Source organism: Shimia fortis, assembly GCF_040225985.1.
Lineage (GTDB): Bacteria > Pseudomonadota > Alphaproteobacteria > Rhodobacterales > Rhodobacteraceae > Shimia.
The window spans coordinates 113425-128462 of record NZ_JBBPEU010000003.1 but is presented as its reverse complement, the minus strand read 5'-3'; the positions used below and the strand labels follow the sequence as shown (position 1 = coordinate 128462).

The window sequence follows — 15038 nt, the reverse complement described above, 5'->3', positions numbered from 1 at the left end:
AACCGTTTGACCTCAAGTTAACTTGAAGAATTACAACAGGTTCAAAGATGAGTCGAGAGAAAGGAAACACCATGAAACTGGAACATGTGAACGTCACCGTGCCCGACCCAAAGGCCAGCGCCGCGATCCTGTGCGATCTGTTCGGCTGGCATATCCGCTGGGAAGGGGCCGCCATCGACAACGGGTATTCCGTGCATGTGGGCGACGCAGACAGCTATCTGGCGCTGTATGCACCCGCCAAACCGCTTGAAGCGGCGGGCAACACCTATACCCGTATCGGAGGGCTGAACCATGTGGGCGTGGTCGTCGAAGACATTGATACGGTGGAAGAAAAAGTGAAGCGCGCCGGTTATGTGCCAAAAAACCACGCCGATTACGAACCGGGGCTGCGGTTCTATTTCGACGGGCCGGACGGGATCGAGTTCGAGGTGGTCAGTTATGCGTGACCTTCTGGAACGGGTCCTCATCCGGCGCGGCTATCCGATTGGGCGGGTGACGCGGGCGCGGCTGGTCTCAGGGCAGGCGGGGCGCGAGGCTGGCCTGAAGCTTTTTTGTCAGACTTGCCCGCACAGTATCGTATGACACGTGCAGGCGGTGGCGCATCTCATCCGCGTCGCCGCCAAAGGGGATCAGGATCCAGCTGCGGTGGAAATAGGGCGCCTTGAGGCCCGCGCCAACCTCAATCAGCATTTGGGCAGTGTCGATATCGGGAGTCTTGAGCGAGACACCCACCCCTTGCGCCCCCATCGCGGCAAAGATCTTGTCTCCGACCTTCCACACATCATGGCCCGGACCAAAGGGTTCGGACCATTCCGCCCCCGGCAGGGCGGCGCACAAGGCATTGACGTCATCGCGGATCATGTCGCCACCATGCGGGGTGGGCGCGGGCGCGTCAACACGCTTGACCGGGGCGGGGCCTCTGCCTATGGTCGCCCCCATGAACACTGCACGCACCCTCATTATTTGCTGCATTCCTGCCTGAGACAAACTGGCGGGCCGTTCTTCTATTCCAAACATGCTTTGAAGTTGTTAAGCCCGCCGCGAGCGTAACCTGTGCCCAGTATCCCTTGCGCTGTGGCCGCCCGAGGACGAGACATGACAACGATCAAGCTGCACAATTCCAAGACCCGCAAGAAAGAGGTGTTCCGGCCGATCGATCCGAACAATGTGCGCATGTATGTCTGTGGTCCGACGGTCTATGACCGCGCACATATCGGCAACGCGCGTCCCGTGGTGGTGTTCGATGTGCTGAACCGGCTGTTGCGCCATGTCTACGGCGAAACCCACGTGACCTATGTGCGCAATTTCACCGATGTGGATGACAAGATCAACGCGCGCGCTGCCGAGTCGGGCCGCCCGATTTCCGAGATCACCGCCGAGACAACCCAATGGTATCTGGATGACATGGCGGCGCTTGGTGCGCGCGAGCCGGATTTCATGCCACGCGCCACGCAATATATCCCGCAGATGATCGCGATGATCGAAACGCTGATCGCCGACGGTTTTGCCTATGCCAAAGACGGGCATGTCCTGTTCCGCGTGCGGGCCTATAAACACTATGGCGCGCTGTCGGGCCGGTCGGTGGATGACATGATCGCGGGCGCGCGGGTCGAAGTGGCGCCCTACAAGGAAGACCCGATGGATTTCGTGCTGTGGAAACCGTCGAGCGACGATCTGCCGGGGTGGGAGTCGCCCTGGGGCCGTGGGCGTCCGGGCTGGCATATCGAATGCTCGGCCATGGCCAAGGATCTGCTGGGCGAGACGTTCGACATTCACGGCGGTGGCAACGACCTGCAATTCCCGCACCACGAGAACGAGATCGCGCAAAGCTGCTGTGCCTCGGGCCATGCCGAGGATGGCGGAGGTTTTGCGAATTACTGGCTGCACAACGAGATGCTGCAGGTCGAGGGCAAGAAGATGTCCAAAAGCCTCGGCAATTTCTTCACCGTGCGCGACCTGCTGGATCAGGGGGTGCCCGGCGAGGTGATCCGCTTTGTGTTCCTGTCGACGCATTATGGCAAGCCGATGGACTGGACCGCGAAAAAGGCCGCCGAGGCCGAGGCGACGCTGCGCAAGTGGCGCACGCTGACCGATGGAGTTGAGGCTGGGCAAGTGTCTGAGGCGCTTGTCGCTGCTCTCGCTGATGATCTGAACACGGCTGGGGCGATTGCCGAGTTGCACAAGCTGGCCGGTGTCGGCGATGCGGCGGGGCTGTTGGCCAGCGCCAACATGCTGGGCCTGTTGACCGGGGAATTGGGCGACTGGGCCAAGGGCGTGGACCTGTCGGCCTATGAAGTGCTTTTGGCAGACACCCGCGCCAAGGCAATGGAAAGCAAAGACTTCTCCGAGGTGGACCGGATCAAATCCGCGCTTGTCGAGGCCGGTGTCGAGGTGCGGATGAGCAAGGCCGGGGTGGAATTGCTGCCAGCCGCCGGCTTTGATGCAGCCAAGCTGGAGGGGTTGTTGTGAAAACCTACGCAACAAAGGTTTGCCCCCGACACGAGGGTTGGGGCGGGTCGGGGGCGAACCGGTTCGCAAGCGAACCGGGATGTTTTGACCCCAAACGGATGAGTAAAGAGGCCAAGGAGCAGAACACATGAGCAAAGACCGCCTCTATCTCTATGACACCACCCTGCGCGACGGCCAACAGACGCAGGGCGTACAATTCTCGACCCCCGAAAAGGCGCAGATCGCCGCCGTGCTGGACAGCCTTGGCATCGACTATATCGAAGGCGGCTGGCCCGGCGCGAACCCGACGGATAGCGAGTTCTTCGACACCAGGCCCAAACTGGCCGCAACCTTTACCGCCTTTGGCATGACCAAGCGCGCGGGCATGTCGGCGGAAAACGACGATGTGCTGGCCGCCGTGATGAACGCGGCCACGCCCGCCGTGTGCCTTGTCGGCAAGACCCACGATTTCCACGTGGAAACCGCGCTTGGGATTTCACTTGAGGAAAACACCGTAAACATCCGCCGTACAATGGAATATCTGGTTGCGCAAGGACGCGAGGCCCTGTTCGACGCCGAGCATTTCTTTGACGGTTACAAATCCAACCCGGCCTATGCGCTGGAAACCGTCAGGGCCGCCTACGAGGCCGGGGCGCGCTGGATCGTGTTATGCGACACCAATGGCGGCGCCCTGCCGCGCGAGGTGTACGAGATCACCAAGGCGGTGATCGCGGCGGGCATTCCGGGCAGCCATGTGGGCATCCACACCCATAACGACACCGAACATGCGGTCGCCAATTCGCTGGCCGCCGTCGATGCGGGCGCGCGCCAGATTCAGGGCACGCTGAACGGCCTTGGCGAACGCTGTGGCAATGCCAACCTGACCACGCTGATCCCGACGCTCTTGCTCAAGGAACCCTATGCCAGCCTTTACGAGACCGGCGTGACGCTGGACGCGCTCAAGGGTCTGACCCGCGCGAGCCGCCTTCTGGATGACATCCTGAACCGCGTGCCGATGAAACAGGCGGCCTATGTCGGGGCTTCGGCCTTTGCCCACAAGGCGGGGCTGCATGCCAGCGCGATCCTGAAAGACCCGACCACCTATGAACATGTCGATCCCTCCGTGGTGGGCAATGAACGCATCATCCCGATGTCGAACCAGGCGGGGCAGTCGAACCTGCGCAAACGTCTGGCCGATGCGGGGCTTTCGGTGGACAAGGGCGATCCCGCGCTCGGACGTATCCTGACCCGGATCAAGGACCGCGAGGCCGAGGGCTATAGCTATGACACCGCGCAGGCCAGTTTCGAACTGCTGGCGCGGCAGGAACTGGGCATGGCACAAAGCTTTTTCGACGTGGAACGCTATCGCGTGATCTCGGAACGGCGGCGCAATGCGCGCGGCAACCTTGTGGTGGAATCCGAGGCCGTGGTCACCGTCCAACTGCCAAGCGGGGCCAAGATGACATCCTATTTCAAGAACGAGGACGCCAGCGAGATGAGCGACGAAGGCCCTGTCAACGCGCTCTGGCAGGCGCTGCGGCAGGATCTGGGCCCGTATCAGGATATTATCAACGATGTGCGGCTTGTGGATTTCAAGGTGCGCATCACCAATGGCGGCACCGAGGCGGTGACCCGTGTGATTATTGATTTCGAAGACGACACGGGCCGCCGCTGGGCGACGGTCGGGGTGTCGGCCAATATTGTAGATGCGAGTTTTGAGGCGCTGCTCGAGGCGCTGAACTGGAAATTGTTGAGGGACGGCGCCGTCAGGGCAGCGTGAGTGTTTAAATGTTGAAACGGGTTTTCGGGGTGGCGGCCATTGGATTGGGCGTCACCACCGCCATTGCGCTGGGGCTTGTGGCGTCCCAGCGTCCCGCGGAAAGTTTGCCCGAGGGCGCGATGTCCTTCGCGGATGTCCTGACTTCGGTCGACACGGCAGAGATGACACTGGTGCACAGCCCCGCGCGCGACGGGGCCAGACTCAGCGCGTGGCATCTTCCGGCAGACAGGCCCGATGCGCCACTCTTGGTGCTGGTGCATGGCTCGGGCTGGCATGGTGGGCAGTTCAAGGCGCTGGCGGCCCAGCTGGACGGCGCGGCAGATATCCTTGCCGTGAACCTGCGCGGGCATTTCAACGGGCCGGGCGCGCGCGGGGACGTGTCCTATCTGGGGCAGCTTGAAGACGATCTGGCCGACCTGATCCTTGCACGGCGCAAGGGGGACCAGCCCGTTGTTTTTGCCGGGCACAGTTCCGGCGGAGGCCTTGTGGTGCGGTTTGCGGGCGGGGCCCATGCCGGTCTGATCGACGGCGCTGTGCTGCTAGCGCCCTTCCTCAAATACGACGCGCCCACCACGCGGGAAAACTCGGGCGGGTGGGCGCATGTCCTGACCCGCCGAATTGTCGGCCTGTCGATGCTGAATATGTTGCGGGTTCATGTGCTGGACCATCTGACCGTGATTCAGTTCGCCATGCCCGAGGCCGTGCGCAATGGGCCGGTGGGGCACGAGGCGACGCTGGCCTATTCGTGGCGGCTGAACCAGTCTTATGCGCCGCGCTCCGATTACCTTGGGGATATCGCGCATTTGCCGCCGTTTCTGTTGGTGGCGGGGCGCGATGACGAAAGTTTTATCGCGGAAGGCTATGAACCCCTGATGACACCGGTCACAGACAATGGGCAGTATGTGGTGATCGACGGGGTCAATCATCTGGGCGTCGTGCATGATCCGCGCGTGGCCGACCTGATCAAGGAGTTTCTAAGCCGTGTCTGACGACATTGCCGCCTGTGCCGCAAACCTTGCCAAGGGCGACCCCTACCGGTTTGCCGGGGTCATGGCCGCGCGTCCCGAGGCGCGGGATGTGCTGTTTCCGCTGTTCGCCTTCAACCTTGAAGTGGCGCGCGCGCCTTGGGTGACCGAGGAAAGCATGATCGCCGAGATGCGCCTGCAATGGTGGCGCGATGCGCTGCAAGAAATCGCGGAAGGCGGCGAGGTGCGGCGGCACGAGGTGGTGACACCTCTGGCTGGCGTGCTGAGCCCAAGGGCGACCACGTTGCTGGATGACCTGATCCTCGCGCGGCGCTGGGAAATCTACCGCGAACCTTTCGAGGATTCGGCGGCCTTTGAAGACTACATCGACAAGACCTGCGGCAATCTGTTGGTGGTTGCAGCGCAATCGCTGGGCACAGCAGAGGAGTCGGTGGTGCGCGACTTTGCCTTTGCCAACGGCATTGCCAACTGGCTGCGCGCGATCCCCGAACTTGAGGCGCGCAAACGCGTGCCCTTGGTGGATGGCCGCCCTGAAACTGTCGCCAAACTGGCGCGCGGCGCGCTGGACCGGCTCAAAACCGCGCGACGCAACCGTCGGGCGGTGGACCGGGTCGCGGGACAGGCGCTTTATGGGGGATGGCAGGCCGAGGCCTTGTTGAAACAGGCCGCAAGCGATCCTGATCGGGTCAAATCCGGAACGCTGGGTACCAGCGATTTTGCCCGCCATCTGGGGCTTATGCGTCGGGCCGTGACCGGGCGGTGGTGATCTTTCGGTTTCACCCAAAAACAAACACAAAATCAGCGACTTGAAAGCGGTGTTTCATCGTCATGCGGGCGCAGGATCAGCCAGATCAGCGCGCCGCCGGCCAGCATCAGGAACGGCGCCATGGCAAGGTTGACCGACATCCAGCCCGCCTGCGCATCGCCACCCGAACAGTTCATCAAACCGCCAGACGCCAGTGACGCGATGGTGACACAACCGAAAACCATCATGTCGTTCAGGCCCTGCATCCGGCCGCGCTCATGTGGTTCATGCGCGCCGGCCAGCATGGTGGTTGCGCCGATGAAGCCAAAGTTCCAGCCCACACCCAGCAGAATTAGCGCGATAAAGAAGTTCTCAAGCTCGACCCCCTGAATGGCGACAACACCGGCCCCGGCAAGGATGGCAAGGCCAAGGGCCACGATCTTTTCCGTGCCGAACCGCGCGATCAGGTGACCGGTAAAGAACGAGGGCACGTACATGGCCAGCACATGCGCGGTGACGACATCCGCCGCGATGCCTTCTTCAAAGCCACAACCGACCACGGCCAGCGGGGTCGAGGTCATGACAAGGTTCATCAACGCATAGGAAACCATCGCGCAGATCACGGACACCATGATGCGGGGCGACTTCAAAAGCTCCCAGCGGGTGCGGCCATAGGGCTGGTCCGCGCTGGGGGCTTGGGGTTTGGGAATGTCCAGAAACAGGAACAGGGCCGAGCCGACTATGTTGATGACGATCACGGTCAGATAGGTGCCAAGGAACGGAATCACCATGGATTGCGACGTGACCTTGACCAGTTGCGGGCCGATGATTGCCGCAGCAAGACCACCCGCCATCACATAGGAAATCGCCTTGGGGCGGAACGCATCCGAGGCCGTGTCGGCGGCGGCAAACCGGTAAAACCCGTGCGCGCTCATGTAGATGCCGGTGAACAGACTGCCCAGCAGAAAAACCGGAAACGAATTGAGGTAAAGCCCGTAAGAGCCGATCGCGGCCCCGATGGCGCCGCCAGCCGCGCCAAGGATGAACCCCGCGCGGCGGCCGTATTTCTGCATGATCATCGACACCGGATTCGCCGCCAGCATCGACCCGACCACGATCAGCGAAATCGGCAGGGTGGCCCAGCAGGCATTGGTGGCCAGCGATTGTCCCGCAAGGCCGCCAATGGTAAAGATCATCGGCATTTGAGCGCCCAGAAATGCCTGGGCCAGCACAAGGATAAACACGGTGCGTTTGGCGCGGGTATCGTCTACGGTGTGGATCATGTGCCAAGCGTTATCTTGTTAACAACCGGACGTCCAGCATGGTTGAGAGACGTGTAGCAAATTGTGAATATGAGGGCAGGGGCGCATGAGCGTCGGCAGGATCATCGAAACCCCGGATTGTGTGGCGGAAGGCGCCGCCTGGCTGGTGGTGCAAGAGCCGCGTTTCGGCCCCGCGTTGGATCTGACCGGCCCGCTGCCCCTGCGCCGCCGCCCCGACGGGTTTGCGCAATTGCTGGCCGCGATTGTCAGCCAGCAGGTCAGCGTGGCCTCGGCCAATGCGATCTGGGGCCGGATGAAAGCAGAGCGCCTGACCGGCCCGCGCAAGATCATGTGGGCCAGCGACGATGAACTGCGCGCCGTTGGCCTGTCGCGCCAGAAAATCCGCTATGCCCGCGCCCTTGCCGAGGCGCGTATAGATTTCAATGGGTTACGCACCCTTCCTGATGCAGAGGTGGTGGCTGAACTGACCAAGGTGCCGGGCATCGGCGTCTGGACGGCAGAGATTTACGCCATGTTCAGCCTTGGGCGTGCCGACGTGTTCGCGCCTGGCGATCTGGCCCTGCAAGAAGCCGCGCGGGTGCTTTTCGACCTTGACGCACGCCCCACAGAACGCGCCCTGCGGCAAATGGCCGAAGACTGGAGCCCGTGGCGATCGGTTGCGGCGCGCGCGCTCTGGGCCTACTACAGGGTGGCAAAGGACAGGGAAGGGATCCGATGACTCGCGTTTTGACCACCGGCCGCAAAGAGCCGAAATCCGGCACCACCCGCAGCGTGGTGATCTTTCTGCATGGCTATGGCGCCAACGGGGCCGACCTTCTGGGGCTGGCCGATCCGCTGGGCGAACACCTGCCCGACACACTTTTTCTGGCGCCTGACGCGCCCGAAAGTGTACCGGGGATGCCCTTTGGCGGGTATCAATGGTTCCCGATCCCGTGGATTGACGGGTCGTCCGAAGAAGAAAGCGAACGCGGCATGCAGGCTGCGGTAGAAGACCTGAACGCCTTTCTGGATGCGGTCATGGTGGATGAAGACGTTTTGCCGGAACAGGTCGTGCTGTTCGGGTTCAGCCAGGGATCGATGATGAGCCTGCACGTTGCCCCGCGCCGCGAAGATGAAATCGCCGGTATCGTGGCCTTTTCGGGCCGGTTGCTTGGGCCGGAACTGCTCAAGGACGAGGCGATCAGCAAGCCGCCGGTGCTGCTGGTGCATGGTGACATGGATGACGTCGTGCCGCCGCAATCCCTGCCCGAGGCGGCGGAAGCCCTGCAAGAAGCGGGTTGGCAGGATGTCTATGCCCATATCATGAAAGGCACTGCCCACGGCATCGCGCCCGATGGCCTGTCGGTGGCGCTGGCCTTTATGCGGGACAAGCTGGGCCTGTAAAAGGCGTGACATTTTTGTGCTTGCCCCGCGTTTTTCAGGCGAAATAACGGGGGTTTCGTAAAATAGCTTTTCGCGGATTGCCCCCAAGTGACCTATAACGGGGGCAACGCCACGCAGCATTACCGGAGTTCGTTGTGTCGAAATTTGCACCAAAGTCTTTTTTCAAATCCCGTCTGGCCGCGCCCATCGGGGCCTGCCTGTTGGGGGGAGTGGCCGCGACGGGCGCGCTGGCGCAACAGTCGCCAGTACCCCTGCAAAACCATCCGACGCGGATTTTCTCGTTCGAGACAGCCAATACCAATCCGGGCGGAACGATTCAGTTGGATATCGGCACGATCCAAACCGACCCCAGCGATGGGCCCGCGACCGGCAACCAGCTGTATTTCGGCGGCGGCAGCTATGCGCCCAACGACCAGTTCAGCTTTGGTCTGGATATCCATTCCTACTGGGATCCGGTGGTCGACCCAATCAACGGGCTGTATCCCGATATCATCACCCATGTCTACGCGCTGTGGGGCAAGTACAAATTCTATGACAGCGGCAATTTCGCCGCTGCCGCGCAGGTGTCGATCGACAACTTTTCGACGCTGGATTCCCCGCTTTGGGGCGGCAAGAGCTCGAACGTGCTGACCGGGTCGCTCAAGGTGCCTTTGACCTATCGTGCCTCGAACCAGTGGCAGTTCCACCTGACCCCGTCGCTCTACTACTATCCCGACACGGTGAACGGCACGCCCTTCTATGGCACGATTGCCAGCCTTGGCGCCGGTGTCAGCTATCGCCCGTCCGAGCGGCTTGCCTTCTTCGGGGCGGTTGACGCGCCGGTCAGCGGCAATAACACCATTTCGAACACCGCGACCTATGAATCCAAACCTGTCTGGACTGTTGGCGGGCGCTTCAACATCTCGCCCAAGGCCGGTCTGGAAGGCTATATCACCAATGGCGTGGGCTATACGCCCGCGACCAGCATCCTGACCCACTGGCCCGATGGCGACCGCGTTCTGGCGGGCCTGCGTCTGGTCTATACGCCGGGCGCAAAATATCCTGACACCTATCGCGGCACGCCTGTTGCGCTCACGCAGCGGCAGATGAACCTTGAACAGGACGGGTTTACGCTCGGCACGGCCGATGTGCTGGAACCGGGCCAGTTCCGGATCAGCGCGTGGGGCGGACAGGACAGCAATGCCGGGACGTTGATCTCGTTCAGCCCGGATCGCGACGGCGAAATCCAGCTGGCCTTTGAACAATATTCCGACAACCCGACCGCGCCCGGGGCCATCGTGCCCACAACCAAGGTGCGCTATATGCTCGGGCCGAAACTGCGCTTTCTCGACCAGAACAACGGCGATGCTTTCTCGCTTAGCGCGCGCATGCTCTATGGGCGCCAGATCGAAAGCGGCGTCGGCGGCGTGGGCGTGTTCTTTGCCGACCTTTTGGGCACCTATCAGGCCAACAGCCGCCTGACGGTGAACGTATCGCCGAAAGTGGCGGCCTGGGGCACGACGGAACTGGCGGGGCTTGGTCTGGGGCTAAACTATGAAGTCAGTGACAACCTTGAACTGATTGGCGAGGTGACACCCATTTTCCTCGACAACGACGAAGCTACCTGGGCGGCGGGCCTGCGTTATAACTTCAATGACAGCGGGTTTTCACTGGATGCCAACGTGACCAACGCCATCGGCCGCTTCGGTATCGGCGGCATGATTGCACAGGATGATCCGCGCGTGACCGTGGCGCTGTCCAAGACCTTTGGTGTCAAAGGGCTGAAATTCTGATGGGACGCCGCACCGTCTGACATCAGAACACGCGCAGCAACACAGAGGCCGGTCTGTCCCGAGGGGCAGACCGGTCTTTTTCCATTCAAGGACCACAGCTTTGCCAGTGCCTGTCACATAGGCGTTACGCGTCCGGTTTATCGAAGTCGTGCAAAGCATAGATCGTGAGGCTTGCCAGATGCAGGACACGATATATAGTGATTATCAGGACGGGGCGGGGCGCCCGCCTCGGTGCCGATCAGAGCAGACGAGGCAGAGGACGACTCGCACCATGGACGGAGATTTCAGGACAGATTTTGTCAGGCAACCTGCCGGCGCCCGCCACCACCCGGCGCTGGTTTTGAACGCGGATTACAGGCCCTTGTCCTATTATCCGCTGTCGCTGTGGCCATGGCAGGACGCGGTCAAGGCGGCCTTTATGGACCGGGTCGATATCGTGGCCGAGTATGACCACGTCGTGCGCAGCCCTTCGATCGAGATACGGATCCCCAGCGTGGTTGTCCTCAAGGACTATGTGAAACCTCAAAAGCGCGTGGCCTTCACGCGCTTTAATTTGTTTCTGAGGGATGAATTCCGCTGCCAGTATTGCGGCGCGAAGGGGGATTTGACTTTTGACCACGTGGTCCCGCGGGCCGCGGGCGGCATCACAAGCTGGCAGAATGTCGTGGCGGCCTGTAGCCCCTGCAACCTGAAGAAAGGGTCCAAATCCCTGCGTCGGGCGGGCATGCATCTGCGCAAACCGCCCCGCCAGCCCAGTTCGGAAGAGCTGCGCAACATGGGCCGCCGGTTTCCGCCCAACTATCTGCATGAAAGCTGGATGGATTTCCTTTACTGGGACGCCGAACTCGACGCTTAACGAAGCGCAAGGTCATTGTGCGCCTGCGGCGCGCAGGTCTTGCCGGTCTGGCGACCGGCGGGTTGCCTCCGGCGGGAGTATTTTGCCAAGGTGAAGTGCGGGGACTAACCCGCCCGTTGCAACATTCCGAACAGGTCACGCGGATCGTCGGGGTCGGCCAGCAGGTCGAGATCATAGTGGAACGTAGTCTCGAGCACCTTGTCGCGCACATAGCGCAGCGCGCTGAAATCCTCGATTGCGAAGCCGACACTGTCGAACAGGGTGATCTGGCGGTCACTGGTGCGGCCCGCGCGGGCGCCGGTCACGACCTGCCAGAACTCGGTCACGGGAAAATCGTCTTGCATCTGCTGTATCTCGCCCTCGATCCGGGTCTGGGGCGGATATTCCACGAACACGTCCGAGCGTTCGAGAATGCCCTTGGCCAGTTCGGTCTTGCCGGGGCAGTCACCGCCAATGGCGTTGATATGCACGCCGCTGCCGACCATGTTGTCGCTGAGAATGGTCGCGTATTGCTTGTCGGCAGTACAGGTCGTCAGGATCTGGGCGCCTTCGATTGCCTCTTCCGGCGAGGTGCAGATCACGGTGCTCAGCCCGGTGCCGGCAAGGTTCGCCGCGCATTTTTCCGAAGCCCGCCGGTCACTGTCATAAAGGCGGATCGTGTCGACCCCGACAATGGCCTTCATGGCGAGGCTCTGGAATTCGGACTGGGCCCCGTTGCCGATCATCGCCATCGTGGAAGAGTGCTTTGGGGCCAGATGCTTGGCGACCATAGCTGATGTTGCGGCTGTGCGCAGTGCGGTCAGCAGGGTCATCTCTGTCAAGAGCACAGGATAGCCGGTATAGACATCGGCCAGAAGGCCGAACGCGGTCACGGTCTGCAAGCCTTCTGCGGTGTTCTTGGGGTGGCCGTTCACGTATTTGAAACCATACGCCTCGCCATCCGAGGTGGGCATCAGCTCGATCACGCCGACCTCGGAATGCGAGGCGACACGCGGGGTTTTGTCAAACAGTTCCCAGCGTTTGAAATCCTCTTCGATATAGGCGGCGAGGTCGCGCAGCATGGGTTCCACGCCGATATGGTGGATCAGGCGCATCATGTTGTCGACGCTGACAAACGGGACGAGGGCTTTTTCGGAAGGGGTGGTCATCAATAGCTCCTTGTCGGGCGGTCAAAGATGCGACGGCCCAGGGCGCTGGCGGCAAGGTCCACCATCAGCTTGGTCGTGCGCCCGCGGGTGTCCAGAAACGGATTCAGTTCGACGAGGTCCATCGAGGTCATCAACCCGCTGTCATGCAACATTTCCATGACGAGATGCGCCTCGCGCACGGTGGCACCACCGGGCACGGTTGTGCCGACGGCGGGGGCGACATCGGGATCGAGGAAATCCACATCAAGGCTGACATGCAGACAGCCATTGGCGGCGGCCACCTTGTCAAGGAAGGCCGCCAGGGGGCGGGCAATGCCGTGTTCGTCGATTTCGCGCATGTCGTGGCGGTGGATGTGGCTGTCCTGAAGGGCGGCGCGTTCGGCATCATCGACCGAACGCAGCCCGATGATGCAAATATTGTCCTGCGGGACGGGGGTCTGCACCTCGGGGAAACCGGGGAAGGCCGCACGACCCGAGAAATAGGCCACGGGCGTGCCGTGAAGATTGCCCGAATCCGTGCTGTCCAGCGTGTGGAAATCGCTATGCGCATCCAGCCATAGCACGAATTGCGGACGCCCCAGCGTCGCAGCGTGGTCGGCCACGCCGGTCACCGTGCCAGCCGACAGCGCGTGATCTCCGCCCAGGAAAATCGGCAACCCTTCGGCCATCGCATCGCGGGCGGCATGGCGCAGGGCGCGGGTCCAGCCGATGGTTTCGTTCAGCGCGTGCAGCTTGTGATCGGGCTGATCGGCCTCGTGCGCATCGGGCGTGACATTGCCCCGGTCAATCACCTTGTGGCCCAGCGCGGTCAGGGTCTCGGCCAGACCGGCGGTGCGATAGGCATCGGGCCCCATCAGGCACCCCCGGCGGCGTTTGCCAGAATCCACGGGCGCCCCGATCAAAATGCAGGTTTTCGAAGTCATGTTATGTCCGTCGCGTTTCAGATATTGGCAAGATGCGTTCGAAATGTGTTGATTTGCACCCTACAATTTGTCCATTACGTGCGCTAACCTTACAAAGTGAAAGGCAGGGGTTACGATATGGACGATCTGGACCGCAAGTTGATCTCGGCGTTGCGCCATGATGCGCGGGCCTCTCTGTCGGATCTGGCGCTGCTGTTGGGCGTATCACGTACCACGGTGCGCGGACGGATCGAACGCCTGCGCGAGCGGGGCGATATCGTCGGCTTTACGGTGGTGCTCAAGGAAGACGCGCACCGGGATGCGGTGCGCGGGCTGATGATGATCGGGATCGAGGGGCGCGGGGCGGATCGTGTCACGCGCCAATTGGGCGGCTTGCCGGCGGTGCGCGCCATCCACGCCACGAACGGGCGCTGGGACATCATCGTCGAACTGGGCACGGACACGCTGGAAGAACTGGACGAGGTTCTGGGCCGCATCCGCCGTTTCGAAGGGGTCAGCACCAGCGAAACGAACCTGTTGCTGGCGACGCGCAAATCCGGCTGAGCCGGATCAGAAGATCTTGCGGCCTTCTTCGGGCTGATGCGCCACCCAGATCCACAGCGCGGCCACCACCAGAGACCCGATTGCGTTCAGGTTGGCCATGGTGATGCCAAAAATATCCCACGGGATTTCGTCGCAAAGCGCGATGCCGCCGCCATCCATGCTGAGCAGGTTCGAGGTGTCCAACTGCCCGCCGCCGGTGCAGGAGGCCGGTCCGGGCCACCACTTGCGCTCGATTCCGGAATGGTAGAACCCCACCAGAGACGTAACCAGCGCGCCAAGCCCGGCGAGATAGCACAGGATGCGATTGCCAAGGACAAAGGCCAGGATCCCGAAAGCCGCCGCCCACCAGTGAGGGTATCGCTGGTAATAGCACATCTGGCAGGGGGCAAGCCCCATGCCGTATTGAAAAAACCAGGCCCCGAGAATGGAAAAGATCGAGAAGCCGGTCAAAAGCAGGATCATCAGGCGGCGGGACAGGGTCATAGGTACCTCACGAGCAGGAATCCTCCGAACAACAGCACCAGGAAGACGGTCATGACAAGGCCAAGGCGCTGTTCGATGAAGTCACGAATGGGTGAGCCGAATTTCCAGAGCAGACCGGCCACAAGGTAAAACCGGATGCCGCGGGCGATGATTGAGGTCACGATAAAGGTGCCAAGCGGCATGCCCGTCCAGCCCGACATGATGGTGATGACCTTGAACGGGAAGGGGGTGACCCCTGCGGCCAGCACGGCCCAGAACCCGAAATCGTTGAACCGCGTGTTAAAGGCGGCGACCGCTTCGCCTTTGCCCAGGCTTTCCAGGATCGGTCGGCCGACCTGTTCAAAGGCAAAGGCCCCGATGGCATAGCCAAAAAGCCCCCCAAGCACAGATGCCACCAAGGCGACCGTGGCAATCAGGAAGGCGCGGTTGGGCCGAGCGATGATCATCGGGATCATCAACACATCCGGCGGGATCGGAAAGAACGAGCTTTCAATGAAACTGACAATGGCCAGAACCCAGAGCGCATTGGGGTGCTCGGCAAGGCTCATCGTCCAGTGATAAAGTCGCTGCATGGGGCTGCTCGTTCTGAAAGGGGGCTGGTTGGGGGCCTGTTCGGCGTGCTTGTCTCATGTTCACGGGGGAAAGGCAAAGCCCGAAATTGTGGAAAGACGGTTGCAGGCAAGGTGCC

General features: G+C 61.6%; 16 protein-coding genes. 10 read left to right on the top strand and 6 right to left on the bottom strand.

Annotation, left to right across the window (positions count from 1 at the left end; translation table 11 throughout):
• Window positions 1-71: 71 nt before the first annotated feature.
• On the top strand, window positions 72-446 hold the full coding sequence (locus WNE31_RS07170; protein ID WP_349979033.1) for a VOC family protein: 375 nt from the start codon (window positions 72-74) through the stop codon (window positions 444-446).
• A 67-nt stretch (window positions 447-513) separates the two neighbouring features.
• On the opposite strand, the gene WNE31_RS07165 is transcribed toward WNE31_RS07170, so the two are convergent.
• On the bottom strand, window positions 514-960 hold the full coding sequence (locus WNE31_RS07165; protein ID WP_349979032.1) for an MmcQ/YjbR family DNA-binding protein: 447 nt from the start codon (window positions 958-960) through the stop codon (window positions 514-516).
• A 135-nt stretch (window positions 961-1095) separates the two neighbouring features.
• Here WNE31_RS07165 and cysS point away from each other — a divergent pair, with 135 nt between their 5' ends.
• From cysS to WNE31_RS07145, 4 genes are all read left to right on the top strand, one after another.
• Window positions 1096-2469: a cysteine--tRNA ligase gene (gene cysS, locus WNE31_RS07160; protein ID WP_349979031.1), complete on the top strand. Its 1374-nt coding sequence runs from the start codon at window positions 1096-1098 to the stop codon at window positions 2467-2469.
• A gap of 127 nt (window positions 2470-2596) precedes the next feature.
• Complete coding sequence (gene cimA / locus WNE31_RS07155; RefSeq protein ID WP_349979030.1) at window positions 2597-4228, top strand: citramalate synthase; 1632 nt, start codon at window positions 2597-2599, stop codon at window positions 4226-4228.
• Between the two features lie 8 nt (window positions 4229-4236).
• Window positions 4237-5217, top strand: a complete 981-nt coding sequence (locus tag WNE31_RS07150) for an alpha/beta hydrolase (protein ID WP_349979029.1) — start codon at window positions 4237-4239, stop codon at window positions 5215-5217.
• Window positions 5210-5980 carry a squalene/phytoene synthase family protein gene (locus WNE31_RS07145; RefSeq protein WP_349979028.1) on the top strand — a complete coding sequence of 257 codons (771 nt, stop codon included), beginning with the start codon at window positions 5210-5212 and terminating at the stop codon, window positions 5978-5980. Before WNE31_RS07150 ends, WNE31_RS07145 begins: the two co-directional genes overlap by 8 nt.
• A 32-nt stretch (window positions 5981-6012) precedes the next feature.
• Here the strand turns inward: WNE31_RS07145 and WNE31_RS07140 are convergent, their stop codons facing one another.
• On the bottom strand, window positions 6013-7242 hold the full coding sequence (locus WNE31_RS07140) for an MFS transporter (RefSeq protein ID WP_349979027.1): 1230 nt from the start codon (window positions 7240-7242) through the stop codon (window positions 6013-6015).
• A gap of 85 nt (window positions 7243-7327) precedes the next feature.
• Here WNE31_RS07140 and WNE31_RS07135 point away from each other — a divergent pair, with 85 nt between their 5' ends.
• From WNE31_RS07135 to WNE31_RS07120, 4 genes are all read left to right on the top strand, one after another.
• Window positions 7328-7960, top strand: coding sequence for a DNA-3-methyladenine glycosylase family protein (locus tag WNE31_RS07135; protein WP_349979026.1), 633 nt, complete (start codon window positions 7328-7330; stop codon window positions 7958-7960).
• Complete coding sequence (locus WNE31_RS07130; RefSeq protein ID WP_349979025.1) at window positions 7957-8625, top strand: alpha/beta hydrolase; 669 nt, start codon at window positions 7957-7959, stop codon at window positions 8623-8625. The genes WNE31_RS07135 and WNE31_RS07130 overlap by 4 nt, the downstream gene beginning before the upstream one ends.
• A 134-nt stretch (window positions 8626-8759) precedes the next feature.
• Complete coding sequence (locus WNE31_RS07125; RefSeq protein WP_349979024.1) at window positions 8760-10397, top strand: hypothetical protein; 1638 nt, start codon at window positions 8760-8762, stop codon at window positions 10395-10397.
• A 271-nt stretch (window positions 10398-10668) separates the two neighbouring features.
• On the top strand, window positions 10669-11253 hold the full coding sequence (locus WNE31_RS07120) for an HNH endonuclease (protein WP_349979023.1): 585 nt from the start codon (window positions 10669-10671) through the stop codon (window positions 11251-11253).
• Between the two features lie 104 nt (window positions 11254-11357).
• On the opposite strand, the gene WNE31_RS07115 is transcribed toward WNE31_RS07120, so the two are convergent.
• Both WNE31_RS07115 and rocF read right to left on the bottom strand, forming a co-directional pair.
• Window positions 11358-12401 carry an ornithine cyclodeaminase gene (locus WNE31_RS07115; RefSeq protein WP_349979022.1) on the bottom strand — a complete coding sequence of 348 codons (1044 nt, stop codon included), beginning with the start codon at window positions 12399-12401 and terminating at the stop codon, window positions 11358-11360.
• A complete protein-coding gene (gene rocF, locus WNE31_RS07110) occupies window positions 12401-13324 on the bottom strand; it encodes an arginase (RefSeq protein WP_349979021.1) in 924 nt (307 codons plus the stop codon). The genes WNE31_RS07115 and rocF overlap by 1 nt, the downstream gene beginning before the upstream one ends.
• A gap of 117 nt (window positions 13325-13441) precedes the next feature.
• On the opposite strand from rocF, the gene WNE31_RS07105 reads away from it, so the two are divergent.
• Window positions 13442-13867 (top strand): Lrp/AsnC family transcriptional regulator, encoded by a 426-nt coding sequence (locus tag WNE31_RS07105; RefSeq protein WP_349979020.1) that lies wholly within the window; start codon window positions 13442-13444, stop codon window positions 13865-13867.
• A 6-nt stretch (window positions 13868-13873) separates the two neighbouring features.
• On the opposite strand, the gene WNE31_RS07100 is transcribed toward WNE31_RS07105, so the two are convergent.
• Together WNE31_RS07100 and WNE31_RS07095 are read right to left on the bottom strand one after the other, a co-directional pair.
• A complete protein-coding gene (locus WNE31_RS07100) occupies window positions 13874-14350 on the bottom strand; it encodes a disulfide bond formation protein B (RefSeq protein ID WP_349979019.1) in 477 nt (158 codons plus the stop codon).
• Window positions 14347-14922 carry a YqaA family protein gene (locus WNE31_RS07095; protein ID WP_349979018.1) on the bottom strand — a complete coding sequence of 192 codons (576 nt, stop codon included), beginning with the start codon at window positions 14920-14922 and terminating at the stop codon, window positions 14347-14349. The genes WNE31_RS07100 and WNE31_RS07095 overlap by 4 nt, the downstream gene beginning before the upstream one ends.
• Window positions 14923-15038 lie beyond the last annotated feature (116 nt).

What these genes read in the sequence shown, in the direction of transcription:
- WNE31_RS07150 (WP_349979029.1), top strand. Translation starts at nt 4,237, where the DNA reads ATGTTGAAACGGGTTTTCGGGGTGGCGGCCATTGGATTGGGCGTCACC.
- cimA (WP_349979030.1), top strand. Translation starts at nt 2,597, where the DNA reads ATGAGCAAAGACCGCCTCTATCTCTATGACACCACCCTGCGCGACGGC.
- WNE31_RS07165 (WP_349979032.1), bottom strand. Translation starts at nt 960, where the DNA reads ATGAGGGTGCGTGCAGTGTTCATGGGGGCGACCATAGGCAGAGGCCCC.
- WNE31_RS07120 (WP_349979023.1), top strand. Translation starts at nt 10,669, where the DNA reads ATGGACGGAGATTTCAGGACAGATTTTGTCAGGCAACCTGCCGGCGCC.
- WNE31_RS07135 (WP_349979026.1), top strand. Translation starts at nt 7,328, where the DNA reads ATGAGCGTCGGCAGGATCATCGAAACCCCGGATTGTGTGGCGGAAGGC.
- WNE31_RS07105 (WP_349979020.1), top strand. Translation starts at nt 13,442, where the DNA reads ATGGACGATCTGGACCGCAAGTTGATCTCGGCGTTGCGCCATGATGCG.
- WNE31_RS07095 (WP_349979018.1), bottom strand. Translation starts at nt 14,922, where the DNA reads ATGCAGCGACTTTATCACTGGACGATGAGCCTTGCCGAGCACCCCAAT.
- WNE31_RS07130 (WP_349979025.1), top strand. Translation starts at nt 7,957, where the DNA reads ATGACTCGCGTTTTGACCACCGGCCGCAAAGAGCCGAAATCCGGCACC.
- WNE31_RS07170 (WP_349979033.1), top strand. Translation starts at nt 72, where the DNA reads ATGAAACTGGAACATGTGAACGTCACCGTGCCCGACCCAAAGGCCAGC.
- WNE31_RS07140 (WP_349979027.1), bottom strand. Translation starts at nt 7,242, where the DNA reads ATGATCCACACCGTAGACGATACCCGCGCCAAACGCACCGTGTTTATC.
- WNE31_RS07100 (WP_349979019.1), bottom strand. Translation starts at nt 14,350, where the DNA reads ATGACCCTGTCCCGCCGCCTGATGATCCTGCTTTTGACCGGCTTCTCG.
- rocF (WP_349979021.1), bottom strand. Translation starts at nt 13,324, where the DNA reads ATGACTTCGAAAACCTGCATTTTGATCGGGGCGCCCGTGGATTCTGGC.
- WNE31_RS07115 (WP_349979022.1), bottom strand. Translation starts at nt 12,401, where the DNA reads ATGACCACCCCTTCCGAAAAAGCCCTCGTCCCGTTTGTCAGCGTCGAC.
- cysS (WP_349979031.1), top strand. Translation starts at nt 1,096, where the DNA reads ATGACAACGATCAAGCTGCACAATTCCAAGACCCGCAAGAAAGAGGTG.